The organism is Citrobacter sp. Cpo012, assembly GCF_030333015.1.
GTDB classification, from domain to species: domain Bacteria; phylum Pseudomonadota; class Gammaproteobacteria; order Enterobacterales; family Enterobacteriaceae; genus Citrobacter; species Citrobacter portucalensis.
The window spans coordinates 237,406-258,177 of record NZ_JAOWGR010000040.1; the positions used below are offsets into that span (position 1 = coordinate 237,406).

A 20,772-nucleotide genomic window follows, 5' to 3' on the forward strand; every position below is an offset into this window, starting at 1 on the left:
TCAAAGGGCGATTATTTTTTGTCTTTCACTTCTTCAAACTCGGCATCGACAACGTCGTCATCTTTCGCGTTGTTTGCAGAAGCATCAGCGCCTGCTGCACCAGCCTGCTGCTGTGCGTGCTGCTGCTGAGCGATTTCCAACAGTTTCTGGGAAACCTGTGCCAGCGCCTGCATTTTCGCTTCGATATCCGCTTTGTCTTCGCCTTTCAGAGAAGTTTCCAGTGCGGTCAGTGCAGACTCGATGGCAGTTTTGTCGTCAGCTGGCAGTTTGTCGCCTGCTTCTTCAACCTGCTTACGAGTGCTGTGCAACAGATGGTCACCCTGGTTACGAGTCTGAACCAGCTCTTCAAACTTACGGTCAGATTCTGCGTTCGCTTCTGCTTCGCGAACCATTTTCTGAATTTCTTCTTCGTTCAGACCAGAAGAAGCCTTGATGGTGATCTTCTGCTCTTTACCGCTGTTTTTGTCTTTCGCGGAAACGTGCAGGATACCGTCGGCATCGATGTCAAAAGTAACTTCGATCTGCGGCATACCGCGCGGAGCCGGGCTGATACCATCCAGGTTAAATTGACCCAGATCTTTGTTATCAGCGGCGCGTTTACGTTCACCCTGCAGCACGTGGATGGTTACCGCAGACTGGTTGTCTTCAGCGGTAGAGAACACCTGGCTGTGCTTGGTCGGGATAGTGGTGTTTTTCGCGATCAGTGGAGTCATCACGCCACCCATGGTTTCGATACCCAGAGACAGCGGGGTAACGTCCAGCAGCAGCACGTCTTTCACATCACCGGTCAATACACCACCCTGAACGGCAGCACCGATTGCCACTGCTTCGTCCGGGTTAACGTCTTTACGCGGCTCTTTACCGAAGAACTCAGCAACTTTCTTCTGTACCATCGGCATACGAGTCTGACCACCGACCAGGATAACGTCCTGAACGTCGGAAACAGACAGACCAGCATCCTGCAGAGCAACTTTCAGCGGCTCGATAGAACGGTTAACCAGGTCTTCAACCAGGCTTTCCAGTTTCGCACGGGTCACTTTGATGTTCATGTGTTTCGGACCAGTCGCGTCTGCAGTAATGTACGGCAGGTTCACGTCGGTCTGCTGAGCGGAAGACAGTTCGATCTTCGCTTTCTCAGCGGCTTCTTTCAGACGCTGCATCGCCAGCGGGTCATTACGCAGATCGATACCCTGATCTTTCTTAAATTCGTCAACCAGGTAGTTGATCATACGGCTGTCGAAGTCTTCACCACCCAGGTGGGTATCACCGTTGGTTGCCAGAACTTCGAAGGTTTTTTCGCCGTCAACTTCGTCGATTTCGATAATAGAGATATCGAAAGTACCACCACCGAGGTCATAAACCGCGATAGTACGGTTGCCAACTTCTTTATCCAGACCGTAAGCCAGTGCCGCTGCGGTCGGTTCGTTGATGATACGTTTTACTTCCAGACCTGCGATACGGCCAGCATCTTTGGTTGCCTGACGCTGAGCATCGTTGAAGTATGCAGGTACGGTGATAACCGCTTCAGTTACCGGTTCGCCCAGGTAATCTTCAGCCGTTTTCTTCATTTTTTTCAGCACTTCAGCAGAAATCTGCGGCGGTGCCATTTTCTGACCTTTTACATCAATCCATGCATCACCGTTGTCAGCACCGATGATTTTGTACGGCATGATGGCTTCATCACGCTGTACTTCTTCGTCCTGGAAGCGGCGGCCAATCAGGCGTTTAATCGCAAACAGGGTGTTTTGCGGGTTTGTCACTGCCTGACGTTTAGCCGGCTGACCAACCAGAGTTTCACCATCCTGGGTATAAGCAATGATAGAAGGCGTGGTGCGATCGCCCTCGGCGTTCTCCAGCACACGTGCAGTAGTGCCATCCATAATCGCTACACAAGAGTTGGTAGTACCCAGGTCGATACCAATAATTTTACCCATCTAAACGTCTCCACTAAAAATTCGGTCATCATGTGGTTGTGAATCTGTAATAAGGGCGAAACGTGCGGTTTCAACTACCCTGAATCGTTTTTTTTCAGACTCACCACTGCGGTTGTCTACAAGATGGGGTCGTAACCCACGTCATCAAGGGGGGCATGAAAATTTTTTTTAGCACAGTGGCGATAAAATTAAGGTAAAAAGGCAGAAAGGCAAAAAAACTAATAGTTTCCAATCAAAATCAATTCACAAAACAAATCAAAACCAGCACGGTCATTCATGTGAAAATTGTAATAAAAAGAAAAGATTACGACCATGAAACGGTTTCCCGTCGGCGGTAAGATGGTCTGATGTCACACACTTTTACAGCCGTCAAAGAGAAATTCCATGAAATCCGTGTTAACCCTTTCCACCAGCCTGCTTATGGGCCTGCTGCTGAGCAGCGCCGCGCACGCTAACGATCATAAAGTTCTGGGTATGATTGCGATGCCCCGCAATGCAACCAACGACCTCACGCTGAGAATTCCCGTTTGCCGGGTGGTGAAGCGCATTCAGCTCACCGCCGATCGCGGTGATATTAAACTTAACGGCGCATCCGTCTACTTCAAAGCAGTACGCACTTCCAGCCAAAGCCTGAACGTCCCGTCATCCATTAAAGAGGGACAAACGACCAACTGGATCTCTATTAATAGCGACAACGACAATAAACGCTGCGTGTCTAAAATCACCTTCTCAGGCCAGTCAGTAAACTCCTCTGACATGGCAACGCTGAAAGTTATTGGCGACGATTAATTCTGCACATTTTGATTCAGAAGCCATAGAAAACATGCGGGGCAGACACGCGGTTGATGTGAAAGCCATTGAACTGGAATAACAACTGCCGCGCCCATGAAGCAGCGCCATCTGGCGATGGGTATTTCTCACCAGATCGTCCACCAAATCCCTCAGTTCCCGGTGGTACTTCAAATCGTCTGTCTTAGCAAAATGTTCAACCATGCATAAGCGTGATGCCCATCACAGGGAAAATAATTCATTTTCCCTTCGTTAGATCATAGACAGTGCCCTCTCCCCTGATTATCATGCCGCGCCCCGAAGACAGTGATCGTTATTTGGGGAAACTATTTCACCATTCAATCAATGATGATTTTGAGGAATTATGGGCAACACTAAGTTGGCTAATCCGGCACCGCTGGGCCTGATGGGCTTTGGCATGACCACCATTCTGCTTAACCTGCACAACGCGGGTTTCTTCGCCTTTGACGTTATTATTCTGGCGATGGGCATTTTCTACGGCGGTATCGCGCAAATATTTGCCGGTCTGCTGGAATATAAAAAGGGCAATACCTTCGGTTTAACCGCCTTTACCTCCTACGGTTCGTTCTGGCTGACGCTGGTTGCAATCCTAATCATGCCGAAAATGGGCCTGGCGGATGCAACCAATGGTCAGTTCCTGGGCGTATACCTGGGTCTGTGGGGCGTGTTCACACTGTTCATGTTCTTCGGCACGCTGAAAGCTAACCGCGCGTTGCAGTTTGTCTTCCTGAGCCTGACAGTGCTGTTCGCACTGCTGGCGGTCGGCAACATTGCAGGTAACGAAGCGATCATTCACGTTGCTGGCTGGATTGGCTTAGTGTGTGGCGCAAGCGCCATTTACCTGGCGATGGGTGAAGTGCTGAACGAACAGTTTGGCCGTACCATCCTGCCGATCGGTGAAGCGCACTAATCTGACGCTATCCCCCCGAACGGGGGGATATTCCTTACAAGCGCTGTAACTCTCCCTGCACGCTCGTATCGCGATGATAAATATCCTGTCGCAGCCAAATCCCCAGACCTAACCCCACCAGCGATAACGCCAGCACATACCAGGCCGGAGCCATTGGCGACACGCTCATTAACATCGTCACGGCGATTGGTGTCAGACCACCAAAAATGGCGTACGACACGTTGTAAGAAAAGGAGATTCCGGTAAAGCGGACCTCCGCCGGAAACGCCCGCACCATCACATAAGGCACAGCCCCCACCACGCCAACGCACAACCCTACCAGCCCGTATAACAAGAACAAGTGCTGAGGATGGCTGCCGGTCAGATGATAGAAAAACCAGCTTGAACAGGCCAGCAGCAGGCTGCCGACAATAAAGGTTTTGCTGGCGCCGACCCGGTCGACAATAAACCCGGCCAGCAGACAGCCGACGCACAGCATAATGGTCGCGACACTGTTGGCTTGTAACGTCAACGCCGGTGCAAAACCATACTGCTTCTGCAACCAGACTGGCGACATCAGGATCACCACCACAATCCCGGCCGATAACAGCCAGGTCAGCAGCATGGAAATGACCACCGCTTTTTTATGTTTGCTCACCACCGACTTCACCGGTAGCTCTTGCGCCAGCGCTTTACGCTGCTGCATTTCGAGGAAAATGGGCGTTTCCTGCAACCAGCGACGCAGGTACATCGCCACCAGCCCAAACACGCCCCCCAGCAGGAACGGGATACGCCAGCCGTAGTCATGCACCGCCTGCTGCGTCAGGCTGGTATTCACCAGCGTCGCAACCACCGATCCCAGCAGAATCCCCACCGTCAGCCCGGCGGTCAGCGTGCCACAGGCAATGCCGATGCGGCGCTCCGGTACGTGCTCTGCCACGAACACCCACGCGCCCGGCACTTCTCCGCCGATGGCAGCGCCTTGCAAAATGCGCATCAGGAGTAACAGCAGCGGCGCGAGGATCCCCATTGAGGCGTAGGTAGGCAAAAGACCAATCGCCAGCGTCGGTATCGCCATCAGCAAAATGCTCAGGGTGAACATTTTCTTACGCCCGACCAGATCGCCAAAGTGCGCCATGATGATGCCACCCAGTGGACGCGCCAGATATCCGGCGGCAAAAATGCCGAAGGTTTGCACCTGACGTAGCCATTCAGGAATGTCTGCCGGGAAGAAGAGTTCGCCAACAACAGCGGCAAAGAAGACGAAGATAATGAAATCATAAAACTCAAGCGCACCGCCGAGGGCAGCAAGCGTAAGAGTTTTATAATCCTGGCGATTCAGCGGTCTAGTGTGTTGTGACATAGCAAACCATGAGTCAGTGGAGTTATTGAATCTGTCTGTCGATATATGTAAAGCAAAAATTACTATATCGTAAACAATTCAATACTCCACTGTCATTGGCACTTATGTCACGATCGGGCTACTTTCAGGCGTTTGTATCGCGGATTGCGCTTTTAGGACGAAAAGATGCTACAACAGCCGGTGCGGTTTCCACATACGGCCCATCCAGCAACTGTATACAATATGGTACACTTGCAAATATACCCGGCACGATAACCTTACCGTCGGCATCTTTCACGCCTTCCAGCGTTTCTTTGATCGATTTCGGCTGCCCTGGCAGATTCAGAATCAACGCCTGTTTACGAATCACACCAACCTGGCGGGAGAGAATAGCCGTTGGCACAAAGTGCAGGCTTATCTGGCGCATCTGCTCGCCAAAGCCCGGCATCTGGCGGTCGGCTACGGCCAGCGTGGCATCAGGCGTTACATCGCGGCGGGCCGGACCCGTTCCGCCGGTAGTCAGCACCAGATGACAGCTCATTTCATCCACCAGCTCACATAAGGTCTGTTCGATGATCGCCTGTTCATCCGGGATCAGTCGCGTTTGCAGCTCAAAAGGGGTGGTAAGGGCAGATGCCAGCCACTCTTCAAGGGCCGGGATACCTTTATCCTGGTAAACGCCGCTGGAAGCACGGTCAGAAATGGAAACCAGGCCAATGCGTAAAGTATTCATGATTATTCCGTTTAAACAGTCTCGTTAAACAGAATGATACACTGCGAAGGGAAGGACAGACAGGTTTCAGAAGAGGTAGCGTGACCCATATCAGGGCCACGCATTAATGATTACAGCAGATCGCCGATCATTTTTTCCAGTTTACCCTGGTCTACAGCAAACTTACGGATACCGTCCGCCAGTTTGTCTACAGCCATCGGATCCTGGTTGTGCTGCCACAGGAACTCAGCTTCGGTGATGCGTGCAGGACGCGCTTTCACTTCACCAGAGAAGGACAGTTTACGTTCGATAGTGCCTTCGCTTTCCGCCAGTTCTTTCAGCAGTGCCGGAGCAATAGTCAGACGATCGCAGCCTGCCAGCTCAATGATTTCGCCGACGTTACGGAAGCTCGCACCCATCACCACGGTTTCGTAACCGTGCTGTTTGTAGTACTCATAGATTTCCGTTACGGAAACCACACCCGGATCTTCTGCCGGTGCATACTCTTTCTTGTCAGTGTTGGCTTTGTACCAGTCCAGAATACGACCAACAAACGGAGAAATCAGATATACGCCAGCTTCTGCACATGCGCGCGCCTGAGCGAAGGAGAACAGCAGCGTCAGGTTACAGTTGATACCTTCTTTTTCCAGCTGCTCAGCGGCACGGATGCCCTGCCAGGTTGAAGCCAGTTTGATCAGAATGCGATCGTTGCTGATGCCAGCATCGTTGTACATTTTGATCAGACGTTTTGCTTTCGCGATGGACGCGTCGGTGTCGTAGGACAGACGAGCGTCAACTTCAGTAGAGATACGACCCGGGACCAGTTTCAGGATCTCCAGACCGATATTTACTGCCAGTTTGTCGGTCGCGTCGACGATCTGCTGTGCGCGGTCGTTGCTCTGCTGCTTAGCCCAGGCTACAGCGTCATCAATCAGCTTGCGGTATTCTGGGATCTGCGCTGCGTTAAGAATGAGAGAAGGGTTAGTTGTGGCATCCTGAGGCTGATACAGCTTCATTGCCGCGATGTCTCCGGTGTCGGCCACTACTGTGGTGAACTGACGAAGGGAGGTCAATTTGTCCGTCATGATAGCGATTCTCTTTAAACAGCTTGTTAGGGGGATGTAACCGATCTTCCCTGATGATAGCACGACGCACTCTCAGCGCAACCGCCTGGATTGTCCGACCCGCCGATCAGCCCTGATTACGCATCTCACAGCCCGTGATGCGCAATTAAGGATATACCCATTGTTATGGTAAACTCCCGCAATCAATCACCTTATAAGGTATATACTGGTCGATAATTGGTAGCGCTTACACGGGATTATTCGCGCTTACCGGCATCAACAAGAGGGATGTTAATGCCTGATTTTTTCTCATTTATTAATGAAATACTCTGGGGATCGGTGATGATCTACCTCCTGCTTGGCGCAGGATGTTGGTTCACCTGGCGTACAGGGTTCGTGCAGTTCCGCTATATTCGCCAGTTTGGCAAAAGTCTTAAAAACAGCATCAGCCCGCAGCCGGGCGGTTTAACTTCTTTTCAGGCTCTGTGCACCAGTCTTGCCGCGCGCGTCGGTAGCGGAAATCTGGCGGGTGTGGCGTTGGCGATCGCCGCCGGCGGCGCAGGGGCCATTTTCTGGATGTGGGTCTCGGCGGTCATTGGTATGGCAACCTCATTCGCCGAATGTTCCCTTGCCCAGCTGTATAAAGAGCGCGACAGCAAGGGACAGTTTCGCGGCGGTCCTGCATGGTATATGGCCCGTGGATTGGGCATGCGCTGGATGGGCGTGCTGTTTGCCATCTTTTTACTCATTGCCTATGGCCTGATTTTTAACAGCGTGCAGGCAAACTCAGTCTCTCGTGCGTTGACCTTTGCTTTTGACATCCCCCCCCTCTTCTCCGGTATCGCACTGGCAATAGTGTCATTACTGGTCATCGTCGGCGGCATTAAAGGCGTTGCCCGCCTGATGCAATGGTTTGTTCCGATGATGGCGCTGCTGTGGATCGGTTGTAGCCTCGTCATCTGCCTTTGGCATTTCGGACAGCTCCCCGGCATTATCATGACCATCATAAAAAGCGCCTTTGGCTGGCAGGAAGCCGCGGCCGGTGCAGCCGGGTATACGCTAAGCCAGGCCATTGCCAGCGGTTTTCAGCGCGGTATGTTCTCTAATGAAGCCGGAATGGGCTCTACCCCGAACGCAGCCGCCTCGGCAGCATCCTGGCCGCCACACCCTGCAGCACAAGGCATTGTGCAAATGATTGGTGTATTGGGCGATACGCTAATTCTTTGTACGGCCAGCGCAATGATCATTTTACTGGCGGGTAATGGCACCACTTATGTGCCAATGGAAGGCATCCAGTTGCTGCAACGAGCCATGGTCTCGCTGACGGGTGAATGGGGGGCCGGATTCGTTGCCTTAATAGTGATTCTGTTTGCCTTTAGCTCTATCGTCGCCAACTACATTTATGCGGAAAACAACCTCATATTCCTGAAACTGGACAACATCCGGGTTATCTGGCTATTACGAATCGCCACCGTTTGCACCGTCATTGGTGGTACGTTAATCAGTTTTCCGCTGGTCTGGCAACTTGCCGACATCATCATGGCCTGTATGGCCATTACTAACCTGACGGCGATTCTGCTGCTTTCTCCGGTTGTCCATACCATCGCCAGCGATTATCTGCGCCAGCGAAAACTCGGGGTGCGCCCGGAATTCGATCCGCGCCGTTATCCTGATATCAGACAACAGCTTGCGCCCGATAGCTGGGATGAAACGCCGCGCGAATAGCGCGGCAATCGCAACCATCGATCAATTCAGTCGTTTTTTTTGCTAAAGTCGCAGTAAATTTCCTGCAAGGACTGGATATGCTGATTCTGATTTCACCTGCAAAAACGCTCGACTACCAAAGCCCGCTGGCAACGACACGTCATACGCTGCCCGAGTTGCTGGATCACTCTCAGCAGCTTATTCACGTGGCACGCCAACTCTCTGCACCGCAGATTGGCAAGCTGATGGGGATTAGCGACAAGCTGGCGGATCTGAACGCCACCCGTTTCCATGACTGGCAGCCTGACTTCACGCCGGACAATGCACGTCAGGCCATTCTGGCGTTTAAAGGCGACGTCTATACAGGGTTGCAGGCTGAAACCTTCAGCGAGGCGGATTTCGACTTCGCTCAACAGCATTTACGGATGCTGTCCGGGTTGTACGGCGTTTTGCGTCCGCTGGATTTGATGCAGCCTTACCGTCTGGAGATGGGCATTCGTCTGGCCAATGCGAAGGGTAAAGATCTCTACCAGTTCTGGGGAGATACCATCACCGATAAACTTAACGAAGCGCTGGAAGCGCAAGGCGACAGCGTGGTGATCAACCTCGCCTCGGATGAGTATTTTAAATCTGTGAAGCCGAAAAAACTCAACGCTGAGCTTATCAAACCGGTCTTCCTCGACGAGAAGAACGGCAAGTTTAAAGTCATCAGCTTCTATGCCAAAAAAGCGCGCGGCCTGATGAGTCGCTACATTATTGAGAACCGCTTAACGCAACCGGAACAGCTGACCGCATTTAACAGCGAAGGCTACTTCTTTGATGAAGAAGCATCAGGAAATGGCGAACTGGTGTTTAAACGCCACGAGCAATAGTAAAAAGGCCGGATGACGGCTAACGCCTTATCCGGCCTACAGGTTTTGTCGGCCCGCTATACAAAGCGCCAGCGGGCACAACCGTTAACCGCGGGTCATCATCAGCTTGCGCAGTTCAGCAAAATCAGCTGGCAGGTGATGAGAAAGCAGCGGTAAGCCCGCGCGTTCCGCCAGTTCTTTTGGCAACGCCAGCGTCAGGTCAAGAATCTCTTCAACGCTTTCTTTAAACTTCGCCGGATGCGCAGTACCAAGGAACAGGCCGTACTCGCCAGGATTCAGTTGGTCACGCAGCGCTCGGTAAGCCACCGCCGCATGCGGTTCTGAGGTGTAGCCTATCTCATGTAACTCACGCATCGTGTCCTGAGTTGTCGCATCGTCAACAGCGGCATAACCCAGCTCATTCAGACGCCAGATTTTACGGCGGAACAGTTCTTCCACGCGCGGCCAGTTGTTCGGCTGGCTGACATCCATTGCATTCGACAACGTTGCCTGGGTCGCTTTCGGCGCCCACTCACCTTCTGCAAGGAAACGCGGAACCGTATCATTAACGTTAGTCGCCGCGATAAAACGCTTCACCGGCAAGCCCAGTGATTTCGCCAGCAGCCCGGCGGTCAGATCGCCAAAGTTACCGCTGGGAACGGAAATCACCAGTTGATTACGCGCCTCTTGCGGCAGTTGGGCCACAGCCTCAAAGTAGTAACAGATTTGCGCCAACAGACGGCTGATGTTAATTGAGTTAGCCGAGTTCAGTCCCAGAGCCACCTTCAGCTCTTCGTCATCAAACGCCTGTTTCACCAGCGCCTGGCAGGCATCAAAATCGCCATCAATCGCCACAGTTTCAATGTTACCGCCCAGCGTACAGAACAGTTTTTCCTGTAATGGGCTGATCTTGCCGTTCGGATAGAGGATCACCACGCGCACATTTTTCAGGCCATAAAAGGCATGCGCAACCGCCGCTCCGGTGTCTCCGGAAGTCGCCGTCAGAATTGTTACCGGTTTGTCGCCACTGATGTGCGTCAGCATCTGCGCCATAAAGCGCCCGCCAAAGTCTTTAAATGCAAGCGTAGGGCCGTGGAACAGTTCCAGACAGCCGACATCCGCGGCAACCTGGGCAACCGGAGCCGGAAAGGCAAATGCCGCACGCACGCGCTCTTCCAGAATTTCCTGAGGGATCTCATCACCAATAAATGCGGACAGGATCTTCGCGCTGCGGCTAACGAAGTCCTGGTTCAGCATCTCATCCACTTCTGTCAGATTGAATTCCGGTAGATCGTGCGGAAAAAACAATCCCTGATTCTTGCCCAGTCCTTGCGTAACAGCCTGTGCAAAGCTGACCTGTTCGTTGTGATCTTTCAGATTATACAGTTTCATTGATTATCCCAGTACCCGTGCGCCCGCCGTGTCCAGCCGGCAAATATGAACAAAGCCTTCCTGATTTTGCAGGTAATTTTTACCCAGCCAATCTGCTACGCGCTGTGCCGTATCCGGCTTATCGCACAAAGCGAACAGCGTCGGCCCTGACCCGGATATACCGCTGGCCAGCGCGCCAATTTCTGCGACCGCCTGACGCGCCTGGCTAAAGCCTGGCAGCAAGCGGGTACGATACGGCTCAGCAATGACATCTTTCATCAGCTTCGCGGCCAGAAGAGGCTGACGGGAATAGCAGGCATGGATGAATCCAGCCAGATGCCGCCCGTGAGCGATACAGTCCTGACGGCGATACTGCGCTGGGAGAATCGCCCGCGCTTCAGCCGTCGACACTTTAATCCCTGGATACGCCAGTACCCACAGCCACTCATCAAAGCCTGGCACCTGCTGGCTAATAATGCCGTTTTCTTCAATCATTAACTGCATACCGCCCAAAAAGCACGGAGCGACGTTATCGTAATGAATGCTGCCGGAGATACGCCCTTCAAGTTCGCCCATTATCGCTAACAGGCGCGTATCGTTGAGCGGCTTGCCGCAGTGTTCGTTCATAGCGACTAACGCCGCCACGACGGAACAGGCGCTGGAGCCTAACCCGGAGCCAATCGGCATATTTTTTTCCAGCGTCATCGCCACCGGAACGGTTTTACCCAGCTCCTGGCAGAATCGCTCCCAACACTGGTAGACAATATTTTCACGTGGCTCGGACGGCAGTTTGTTGGCAAAGCGCCCAAGGTTGTTCAGGCTGAACTGGTCAGCCGCCTCAACGGACACCACATCACCCAACAGCGAACCGTCCACCGGCGTTACCGCTGCACCGAGCACATCAAACCCGACGCTCATATTGGCACTGGAAGCCGGGGCATAAACTCTCACCATGTCAGACTCCTAACTTCCATGAAAGGGTGCGTAGCAGGTCGGCAAAGACGCCCGCTGCCGTCACATCGTTACCCGCGCCATATCCGCGCAGAACCAACGGTAACGGCTGATAGTAGTGGCTATAGAACGCCAGCGCGTTTTCACCGTTTTTCACTTTAAACAGCGGATCGTTGCCGTCTACTGCATCAATTTTCACGCGACAAACGCCGTCCTCTTCGATATTGCCAACATAGCGCAATACTTTTCCCTCATCACGGGCTTTCGCCACACGCGCGGCAAAGACGTCATCCAGCTGCGACAATTTCGCCATAAACGCGGAAACATCACCGGAGTCATCAAACTCTTTTGGCAGGACCGGCTCAATGACAATGTCAGAAAGCTCCAGCTCACGACCGGTTTCACGGGCCAGGATCAACAGCTTACGCGCCACGTCCGTACCGGAAAGATCGTCACGTGGATCGGGTTCGGTATAGCCCATCTCACGCGCCAGGGTGGTGGCCTGCGAGAAGCTCATGCCTTCATCCAGCTTGCCGAAAATAAACGACAGTGAGCCAGAAAGGATGCCTGAAAAACGTTGCAGTTCATCACCTGCGCTGAGCAGATTTTGCAGGTTTTCAATAACCGGCAAGCCCGCGCCCACGTTGGTGTCGTACAGGAATTTACGACGAGACTTCGCGGCGGCAAAACGCAACTGATGATAGTAATCCATCGACGACGTGTTGGCCTTTTTGTTCGGTGTAACCACGTGGAAGCCTTCACGCAAGAAGTCGGCATATTGGTCTGCTACCGCCTGGCTTGACGTACAGTCGACAATCACCGGATTGAGCAGATGGTATTCTTTCACCAGACGAATTAAGCGCCCAAGGTTGAAAGGCTCTTTCGCGCTCTCCAGCTCCGACTGCCAGTTTTCCAGATTCAGACCGTGGACGTTGGTCAGCAGAGCCTTCGAGTTCGCCACGCCGCACACACGCAGATCGATATGCTTCTTTTTGAGCCAGGTTTGCTGACGTTTAAGCTGCTCCAGCAGTGCACCGCCCACGCCACCTACGCCAATCACAAACACTTCAATCACCTGGTCGGTGTTGAACAGCATCTGATGGGTCACGCGCACGCCGGTGGTCGCGTCATCGTTATTCACCACCACTGAAATAGAACGCTCAGACGAGCCCTGGGCGATCGCTACAATATTGATGTTCGCCCGAGCCAGCGCGGCAAAGAACTTCGCCGAGATGCCGCGCAGGGTGCGCATACCATCGCCAACAACAGAGATGATGGCCAGACGCTCAGTCACCGCCAACGGCTCCAGCAGGCCTTCTTTCAGCTCGAGGTAGAATTCATCCTGCATGGCGCGTTGCGCACGCGCGCAGTCGCCCTGCGGGACGCAGAAGCTGATGCTGTATTCAGAAGAGGATTGGGTGATCAGCACCACCGAGATGCCCGCACGCGACATGGCGGCAAAAACGCGCGCCGCCATGCCCACCATGCCTTTCATTCCAGGGCCGGAAACGCTAAACATCGCCATGTTATTGAGGTTAGAAATACCTTTTACCGGCAAATCATCGTCATCACTGCTGGCACCGATCAGCGTACCGGGCGCTTGCGGATTGCCGGTATTTTTAATCAGGCACGGGATCTGGAACTGGGCAATAGGGGTAATGGTGCGCGGATGCAGCACTTTGGCGCCGAAGTAAGAAAGCTCCATCGCTTCCTGATAAGACATCGACTTAAGTAGTCGGGCATCGGGTACCTGACGCGGATCGCAAGTATATACGCCGTCGACATCGGTCCAGATTTCACAACAATCGGCACGCAAACAGGCGGCCAGTACGGCGGCAGAGTAGTCAGAGCCATTACGTCCCAACACCACTAACTCACCTTTTTCATTTCCGGCGGTAAACCCTGCCATCAGAATCATGTGATCCGCAGGAATACGGCTGGCGGCGATGCGGCGCGTAGATTCGGCGATATCAACGGTAGATTCGAGGTAATGGCCGACAGCCAGCAATTTCTCCACCGGGTCGATGACCGTTACGTTATGCCCGCGTGCTTCCAGCAGGCCGGCCATGATAGCAATCGACATTTTTTCACCACGGCAGATAAGCGCGGCATTGATGCTGTCCGGGCACTGTCCCAGCAGGCTGATGCCGTGCAGGACGTGCTTAATCTGAGCAAATTCTTGTTCAACAAAGGCTTTGAGCTGCGCCAGCGGAAAACCTGGTTGCTCGGCGGCAAGACCCACCAGCAGCTCGGAGAAAATGCGTTCGGCGTCGCTGATATTAGCTAAAGCATCCTGACCACCGATGGTCTTCTCAATCATTGCCACCAGATGGTTGGTAATTTTTGCGGGGGCAGAGAGAACGGTCGCGACCTGCCCCTGTCTGGCATTGCTTTCCAGAATATCGGCAACCCGCAGAAAGCGCTCTGCATTTGCCACTGATGTACCGCCGAACTTCAACACTCGCATGGTTTACCTCATTGCCTTTGGTCGAAAAAAAAGCCCGCACTGTTTAGGTGCGGGCTTTTTCTTGTGTTTCCTGTACGCGTCAGCCCGCACCGTTACCTGTGGTAATGGTGATGGTTGTAGTAATGGTGATGCTGATGCGTTTCATGATGTTGTGTGCTCTGTAATTATTTATTATCTGTCCTGTATTCTTTTAGGGTTAAAGTATCTGCTGACCTAAGTCAATAAATTTTTAAATTGATCACATTCCGAAACTTGTTCATGAGCGACTGCTTGCCCTTTTACTTTCAACCAATACAGCATGTCGAGCCCACTTGAACCAAGAACAAAACACTACACAACAAAAATTGTTCGACATTTTATTTTGTGACGTTTTTTTCAATATCATGTAAAAAACGGTGCAACATTGCCGTGTCTCGCTGCCCCAACAGACCCATTCGCTGTTGCAACCAGTCCGTCAGCTTGATGTCGTCAGAAACGTTCAGCGTGGCTAATAAACGCAAAACGCGTGCGCGCAATGCCTGCAGCTGAAGTTCATCCGTCACCTCAACGTTTTTGGCCGGTTGTTGTATTAAACCTGCTAATTGATAGCAATACACCATCACCGCCTGCCCCAAATTGAGTGAAGGATAGTCAGCGACCATCGGTACACCAGTGAGTACATCTGCCAGCGCTAATTCTTCATTGGTCAGCCCCGAATCTTCACGACCAAACACCAGCGCTGCATGTTCCATCCACGTGGATTTCTCCTGTAACAGGGGAACCAGTTCGACCGGGGTGGCGTAATAATGGAACTTCGCCCGGCTACGCGCGGTGGTCGCAACGGTAAAATCAACGTCGTGAAGCGCATCGGCTAACGTTGGAAAAACGTTAATATTATCAATAATGTCGCCAGATCCATGCGCGACCCATCGCGTGGCGGGTTCCAGGTGCGCCTCGCTGTCAACGATACGTAATTGAGTGAATCCCATGGTCTTCATCGCACGGGCAGCCGCACCAATATTTTCCGCTCTGGCAGGGGCAACCAGAATAATTGTTAAACGCATTTCGATACTCTTTTTGGTCAGTCTGCAAGTAATAATGTGACGCACGTCAACATATTACGCAGCGCGAATTTACATTTTTTTAACAGAAGTCACTGAAAAAGGATTTCGCATCCGGTAAAAAATGCTAAACTATTTCCAAACTGTACTATTGCTTTTTATGTTAACAAAAGTTGTATATCCCTCTGTTTATCCATGATAATTTATTTTAAAATGGATCGCATTGGTTGGATTCATTACATTTATTAATTAGCTCGTGCAACTAGTTGTAATATTGCAATTTTGTGATGAAAGCAAACATTTGGATACGTTGATTTCATCAAACTGTTAACGTGCTACAATTGAACTTGATATATGTCAACGAAGCGTAGTTTTATTGGGTGTCCGGCATGTCTTAGCCTGTTATGTTGCTGTTAAAATGGTTAGGATGACAGCCGTTTTTGACACTGTCGGGTCCAGAGGGAAACTACCCACGACCAAGCTAATGATGTTGTTGACGTTGATGGAAAGTGCATCAAGAACGCAATTACGTACTTTAGTCATGTTACGCCGATCATGTTAATTTACGGCATGCATCAGGCAGGTCAGGGACTTTTGTACTTCCTGTTTCGATTTAGTTGGCAATTTAGGTAGCAAACATGCAGACCCCGCACATTCTTATCGTTGAAGACGAGTTAGTAACACGCAACACGTTGAAAAGCATTTTCGAAGCAGAAGGCTATGATGTATTCGAAGCGACAGATGGCGCGGAAATGCATCAGATTCTCTCTGAATATGACATCAACCTTGTGATTATGGATATCAATCTGCCTGGGAAAAATGGCCTCCTGTTAGCGCGCGAACTTCGCGAACAAGCTAACGTTGCGCTGATGTTCCTGACGGGCCGTGATAACGAAGTCGATAAAATTCTCGGCCTCGAAATCGGCGCAGACGATTACATCACCAAGCCGTTTAACCCGCGCGAACTGACTATCCGTGCTCGTAACCTGCTGTCCCGTACCATGAACCTGGGTACTGTCAGCGAAGAACGCCGTAGCGTCGAAAGCTACAAGTTCAACGGCTGGGAGCTGGACATCAACAGCCGCTCTCTGATTGGTCCTGACGGCGAGCAGTATAAACTGCCACGCAGCGAATTCCGTGCAATGCTTCACTTCTGTGAGAATCCGGGCAAAATCCAGTCTCGCGCAGAACTGCTGAAAAAAATGACCGGTCGCGAACTGAAGCCGCATGACCGTACCGTTGACGTGACTATCCGCCGCATTCGTAAACATTTCGAATCTACGCCGGATACGCCAGAAATCATCGCCACCATTCACGGTGAAGGCTACCGTTTCTGCGGCGACCTGCAGGATTAATTCAATCCTTACAGGTAAAAAAACGGCGCATTATGCGCCGTTTTTCATTTCCCCACCGCCCTATTTCCATAAGCGAAACTCGTCACTCTGCGCAGGCAGAGGCTCCGGAATTTCTGTCGGCTTTGGTTTTGGCTGTGCCAGCGAGTGCCAGTCAAGATGACGCGTCAGGAACATCACGCCACACAACGCGACCAACAGCACGCCGGTTCCCAGCAGTAAAGAGCTGTCCTGTGAACGTAGCAGCACCCACATCACCCCATCCAACCCCAGCAGCGCCACGGTGAATAAAATACTGTTCCGCCAACTCTGTAATATCGCCTGCAGATACACCCCGTTCATTAACGCGCCTACCAGGCTTGCCGTAATCCACGCCGCCGTAAACCCAATGTGCTCAGACAATGCCAGCAGCAGCAGATAAAACATCACCAGCGATAGCCCCACCAGCAGATACTGCATCGGGTGCAGACGCAGGCTGGTCATACTTTCAAGCACGAAGAAAGACATAAAGGTCAGTACAATCAGCAGGATGGCATACTTGGTAGCCCTGTCCGTTAACTGATACTGATCCGCTGGCGTGGCGACGGCAACGCTAAATGCAGGCATTCCCTTCCAGCCAATCTTTTCGCCATCAAAGCGTTCGCCGAGGTTATTCGCGAACCAGCTGCTTTGCCACTGGGCCTTAAATCCTGACTCGCTTATTTCGCGCTTCGCCGGGAGGAAATCCCCCAGAAAATTGGGATGCGGCCAGTTGCTGGTTAAAGTCATTTCACTGTTACGGCCAACCGGAACAACGGAGAAATCTCCGGTTCCGCTCAAATTCAACGACAGCACCATGCTCAGGTTTTGCTCTGCCCAGCTCGCGTCAGGTAGCGGAATGTGGATCCCTTGAGCTCCTCCATCCAGCCCCGTCCCTGGCTCAACGGCCAGCGATTCCCCATTGACCTGCAGCGCTTGCACCACGCCGATCCCGCGCGCATCCCCCACGCCAACCACGATAAACGGTTTGCCGACGCTGACGTTGGGATGGTTTAAATCACGCAAGCGTTCAGCGTTAAACTCGGCCTTCACCGAGAGGTCATTGTGCCAGACCTGGCCTTCGTAAATACCTATTTTACGCGCTTCAACGTTCTGATTCCCCTCAACCACCAACGACTCCGGCAGCCAGAAATGGATATAGCTGCGCTTACGCTGGATCTGTTTGTCGCCTTCCAGCTCGATATACAGTTCCGTCACCGGGACGGCAATCAGCGGCCCGACCATCTTTTGCGGCCCGCTGGTGCTCTGACGAATAGCATCTTCGACTTCATCACGATAATCCGATCGCTCAACGATTATCTGCCTGACCATGGTCAGTGGAATTAACAGCAGTAATATGGCGCCGCCTAAGGTGACGATTTTCCAAAACAGGGGTGATTTAAACATAGCGTTCTCCTTTGCAATATCAGCAAGGTAGAACAGCTATGTGCGGAGAATTTGAAGTTATGTGAAGTGACGGTGAAGCGTAAACGAGGCCTGTGCACCGCCCTCTGGTCGGTTAGATAATGTCACCGTACCTTCATGCAGTCGTGCAACTTCACTGACAAACGCCAGCCCCAAACCGCTGCTCTTGTGTCCATTCTCGCGGGGCAGCGAGTAGAAGCGCTCAAAAATACGCGGCAACGCAAAATCAGGGATCCCGCTACCGCTGTCGGTAACCTGCAATGTGACCAGCTCCTCCTGCTGATGCGCGCTCAACGTAATCGTCCCGCCCTGTGGCGTGAAGTCGATAGCGTTGTCGAGCAAGTTCCCCAATGCCTGCTCCAGTAACGCGGGATCGGCAGCGACGCTAAGCGATGAAGGCAGAATGGTCAGCGTAATGTTTTTTGCCGCCAGCTGCACGCTACGCGCCTCTTTGAGCTGAGCAAAAAGCGTATCTACTTCCACTGCCGTCAACGTAATATCCTGTCGATTCTCCAGTCGCGCCTGGCGCAGCAAAGTTTCGACCAGCGCCTGCATACGCGCATTTTGCGTCAGAATATTATCGGTAAAACGCGTTACCACGTTTGGCGGCGGGCCTTCGCGCAATATCTCTGCCGCGCCACGAATGGCCGCCAGCGGACTTTTCAGCTCATGCGTTAACGCGTAGACATACTGCTCAATGTAGTTCTTGCCTTCGAGCTTCAGACGCATACTTTCCAGCGCCTGCGCCAGTTTGCGTAACTCGCTGCTGCCTAAATCAGGCAGTGGGACGGGGCGATTCTCGGTAACGGAGTCGGCATAACGCGCCAGTCGGGCAATGGATCGGTTTATCCACCATACCATCCCGAAGCCAATCACCAGGGCAATGCCCAGCAATACGGCGCTGGCCCACAGCATTCGCCGTTCACTGCGTTTAATCACCGGTGCCATCGCCGCATTTGGTTTGCCGACACTGAGCACGCCGATAATACGCCCACCGTCTACGATCGGCGCGGCAACGTACATCACCGAGCTTTCCGGATCGTTCGGGTTTTGCGGCGTGCTTCGGGCGCCATACTGCCCACGCAGCGTTAACCACACATCGTTCCAGCGGGAGTAGTCCTGACCGACGGCCTGGTTAGCTGAATCAAACAACACCTTGCCCTGCGCGTCCGTCATATAGACATGGTATTCATTACGCACTTTGTTAATGCCGCTGATGTTGGCGTTAAATGGGCGGTTATGCAGCTGCGCAAATGCCTGCGCCAGCTTGCCGTTAGCCGGTGAGTCAGAGAGCACGTCATCACGCGCCAGTGCAGCCAGCAGCGTGGCGGTATCAATTAGAGTACCTTCGGTCGCCCGACGAACGCCTGGCTTAATTTCCTGCACAAAGATCGACAGAACAAACCAGGCGGCGACCGCGACAATCAGAAAATAGCCGAGCAGCAAACGCATGCCAATGCGCATCAGCAATTCCTCAGGCTGTATCCCATACCGCGATGTGTATTGATGGGGGAAAGCTCCGGATTGATAGCCCGCAGCTTGGCGCGCAGCGTTTTGATGTGAGTATCAACCGTTCTGTCAAAGGTATCCTGTGCGTCTGCCCAGACTAAATCCATCAGTTGCTGGCGAGAGTAAATACGTCCCGGCGACATCAGCAATGTTTTCAGCAGCAGGAATTCATAACGCGTCAGGTTCAACGGTATGCTGAACCAGGTAATCTGCGCGGCCAGCTCATTAAGTTCAAAATCCCCACAGCGTGTCATCGATGAAGGCGTGGAGAATTTTTGCACCCGCCGCAACAGCGTACGCACACGAGCGCACACCTCGCGCGGCGAGAAAGGCTTGGCAACATAGTCATCTGCGCCAATTTCCAGCCCCAACAGGCGATCCACTTCATCGCTGCGCGCGGTCAGAAAGAGGATCGGCAACGCCGGGTGGCGTTCCAGTAAACGTCGGCACAGTTCAAAACCGCTGATATCCGGTAGCCCGACATCCAGAATGATGGCATCAGGACATTGCTGGCGAGATTTCTCCAGCACGGGAAATCCGCGCTCAAACGCCTCTACGCTAAACCCTTCCTGTTGCAGCATGTAGATAAGCGTATCAGCGATTCCCTGCTCATCCTCAACCAACCAGATCAACGGCTGTTGCATTGTGCTTCCTTGTTATTGCCGCCACGGCATGATGGGTACCGCACTGATGGCATTTTTGGGCGATCCATCGACCACTTTATCTGAATAGGCCAGATAGGCCAGCGCATTACGTTTCGCATCGTAAAAACGCACAACCTGTAAAGATTTAAACACCAGCGAGGTACGTTTCTTAAATACCACTTCGCCCTGAGCTTTACCGTTCTTGATTCTGTCGCTCAGTTCTACCGGCCCAACCTGCTGGCAAGAGATGGCGGCATCGGAGGTATCTTCCGCCAGCCCCAGTCCACCTTTGATGCCGCCGGTCTTCGCACGACTCACGTAGCAGGTCACATTGGTAACATCCGGATCGTCAAACGCTTCGACCACAATTTTATGATCCGGCCCAAACATTTTGAACACCGTATCGACAGATCCAATCTGCTCCGCATGGGCGACCTGCGCCAACATCAGCAGAATTGAGGAAATGACTAAGCTCTTATATTTCATATTGTTACCATTCTTAAAAGTTGTTCTGCGTAATTATTAAACATTCTAAGATAAAATGTATACAGATCACAGGATTACAATAATCACGCTTTCGTATGTCCGAAAAAAGCACTTATGAGCAAAAAAAACACTGAATGCTAAAACAGCAAAAAATGCTATTATCCTCATACCTGACGTCAGGTACTCGTTGTTGAAAGGATGAG

General features: G+C 52.2%; 19 protein-coding genes and 1 other annotated feature. Of the genes, 5 read left to right on the forward strand and 14 right to left on the reverse strand.

Annotation, left to right across the window (positions count from 1 at the left end; genetic code table 11):
* Window positions 1-11: 11 nt before the first annotated feature.
* Window positions 12-1,934, reverse strand: coding sequence for a molecular chaperone DnaK (gene dnaK, locus OGX90_RS15580; protein WP_286624220.1), 1,923 nt, complete (start codon window positions 1,932-1,934; stop codon window positions 12-14).
* Window positions 1,935-2,318: 384 nt separating this feature from the next.
* Here dnaK and OGX90_RS15585 point away from each other — a divergent pair, with 384 nt between their 5' ends.
* Entirely contained in the window at window positions 2,319-2,723 is a 405-nt protein-coding gene (locus tag OGX90_RS15585) for a DUF2541 family protein (protein ID WP_008786150.1), read from the forward strand.
* A gap of 364 nt (window positions 2,724-3,087) precedes the next feature.
* Entirely contained in the window at window positions 3,088-3,654 is a 567-nt protein-coding gene (gene satP, locus OGX90_RS15590) for an acetate uptake transporter (RefSeq protein WP_003829744.1), read from the forward strand.
* Between the two features lie 34 nt (window positions 3,655-3,688).
* On the opposite strand, the gene OGX90_RS15595 is transcribed toward satP, so the two are convergent.
* The 3 genes from OGX90_RS15595 to tal form a co-directional block, all read right to left on the reverse strand.
* Window positions 3,689-4,996 carry an MFS transporter gene (locus tag OGX90_RS15595; RefSeq protein ID WP_003829746.1) on the reverse strand — a complete coding sequence of 436 codons (1,308 nt, stop codon included), beginning with the start codon at window positions 4,994-4,996 and terminating at the stop codon, window positions 3,689-3,691.
* Between the two features lie 124 nt (window positions 4,997-5,120).
* Complete coding sequence (gene mog / locus OGX90_RS15600; RefSeq protein WP_003018973.1) at window positions 5,121-5,708, reverse strand: molybdopterin adenylyltransferase; 588 nt, start codon at window positions 5,706-5,708, stop codon at window positions 5,121-5,123.
* Window positions 5,709-5,818: 110 nt separating this feature from the next.
* Window positions 5,819-6,772, reverse strand: coding sequence for a transaldolase (tal, locus tag OGX90_RS15605; RefSeq protein WP_003829752.1), 954 nt, complete (start codon window positions 6,770-6,772; stop codon window positions 5,819-5,821).
* Between the two features lie 273 nt (window positions 6,773-7,045).
* On the opposite strand from tal, the gene OGX90_RS15610 reads away from it, so the two are divergent.
* Together OGX90_RS15610 and yaaA are read left to right on the forward strand one after the other, a co-directional pair.
* Window positions 7,046-8,476 carry an alanine/glycine:cation symporter family protein gene (locus OGX90_RS15610; protein WP_020996236.1) on the forward strand — a complete coding sequence of 477 codons (1,431 nt, stop codon included), beginning with the start codon at window positions 7,046-7,048 and terminating at the stop codon, window positions 8,474-8,476.
* 77 nt (window positions 8,477-8,553) lie between these two features.
* Window positions 8,554-9,327: a peroxide stress protein YaaA gene (gene yaaA, locus OGX90_RS15615; protein ID WP_032942329.1), complete on the forward strand. Its 774-nt coding sequence runs from the start codon at window positions 8,554-8,556 to the stop codon at window positions 9,325-9,327.
* Between the two features lie 84 nt (window positions 9,328-9,411).
* On the opposite strand, the gene thrC is transcribed toward yaaA, so the two are convergent.
* From thrC to yjjY, 6 genes are all read right to left on the reverse strand, one after another.
* Window positions 9,412-10,698 (reverse strand): threonine synthase, encoded by a 1,287-nt coding sequence (thrC, locus tag OGX90_RS15620; protein ID WP_103285789.1) that lies wholly within the window; start codon window positions 10,696-10,698, stop codon window positions 9,412-9,414.
* A gap of 3 nt (window positions 10,699-10,701) precedes the next feature.
* The gene (thrB, locus tag OGX90_RS15625; RefSeq protein WP_008786144.1) at window positions 10,702-11,631 is read right to left on the reverse strand and encodes a homoserine kinase; all 930 of its coding nucleotides are present in this window, start codon (window positions 11,629-11,631) and stop codon (window positions 10,702-10,704) included.
* Window position 11,632: 1 nt separating this feature from the next.
* Complete coding sequence (thrA, locus tag OGX90_RS15630; RefSeq protein ID WP_003829761.1) at window positions 11,633-14,095, reverse strand: bifunctional aspartate kinase/homoserine dehydrogenase I; 2,463 nt, start codon at window positions 14,093-14,095, stop codon at window positions 11,633-11,635.
* Between the two features lie 23 nt (window positions 14,096-14,118).
* Window positions 14,119-14,245: a sequence feature (Thr leader region), on the reverse strand.
* The gene (thrL, locus tag OGX90_RS15635) at window positions 14,175-14,240 is read right to left on the reverse strand and encodes a thr operon leader peptide (RefSeq protein WP_032337689.1); all 66 of its coding nucleotides are present in this window, start codon (window positions 14,238-14,240) and stop codon (window positions 14,175-14,177) included. (Overlaps the previous feature by 66 nt.)
* Before the next feature lie 206 nt (window positions 14,246-14,451).
* On the reverse strand, window positions 14,452-15,138 hold the full coding sequence (locus OGX90_RS15640; protein ID WP_125362755.1) for a tRNA/rRNA methyltransferase: 687 nt from the start codon (window positions 15,136-15,138) through the stop codon (window positions 14,452-14,454).
* A gap of 399 nt (window positions 15,139-15,537) precedes the next feature.
* Entirely contained in the window at window positions 15,538-15,678 is a 141-nt protein-coding gene (gene yjjY / locus OGX90_RS15645; protein WP_042998021.1) for a YjjY family protein, read from the reverse strand.
* A gap of 95 nt (window positions 15,679-15,773) precedes the next feature.
* Here yjjY and arcA point away from each other — a divergent pair, with 95 nt between their 5' ends.
* The gene (gene arcA, locus OGX90_RS15650) at window positions 15,774-16,490 is read left to right on the forward strand and encodes a two-component system response regulator ArcA (RefSeq protein ID WP_001194359.1); all 717 of its coding nucleotides are present in this window, start codon (window positions 15,774-15,776) and stop codon (window positions 16,488-16,490) included.
* Window positions 16,491-16,550: 60 nt separating this feature from the next.
* Here arcA and creD read toward each other — a convergent pair whose 3' ends face one another.
* Genes creD through creA form a run of 4 tightly spaced genes read right to left on the reverse strand, consistent with a single transcriptional unit; the run spans window position 16,551 to window position 20,569 of the window.
* Window positions 16,551-17,912: a cell envelope integrity protein CreD gene (gene creD / locus OGX90_RS15655; protein ID WP_100271535.1), complete on the reverse strand. Its 1,362-nt coding sequence runs from the start codon at window positions 17,910-17,912 to the stop codon at window positions 16,551-16,553.
* A gap of 57 nt (window positions 17,913-17,969) precedes the next feature.
* On the reverse strand, window positions 17,970-19,394 hold the full coding sequence (gene creC, locus OGX90_RS15660) for a two-component system sensor histidine kinase CreC (RefSeq protein ID WP_234692561.1): 1,425 nt from the start codon (window positions 19,392-19,394) through the stop codon (window positions 17,970-17,972).
* Entirely contained in the window at window positions 19,394-20,083 is a 690-nt protein-coding gene (creB, locus tag OGX90_RS15665; RefSeq protein WP_008786140.1) for a two-component system response regulator CreB, read from the reverse strand. Before creB ends, creC begins: the two co-directional genes overlap by 1 nt.
* A gap of 12 nt (window positions 20,084-20,095) precedes the next feature.
* On the reverse strand, window positions 20,096-20,569 hold the full coding sequence (gene creA, locus OGX90_RS15670) for a protein CreA (protein WP_003018998.1): 474 nt from the start codon (window positions 20,567-20,569) through the stop codon (window positions 20,096-20,098).
* Window positions 20,570-20,772 lie beyond the last annotated feature (203 nt).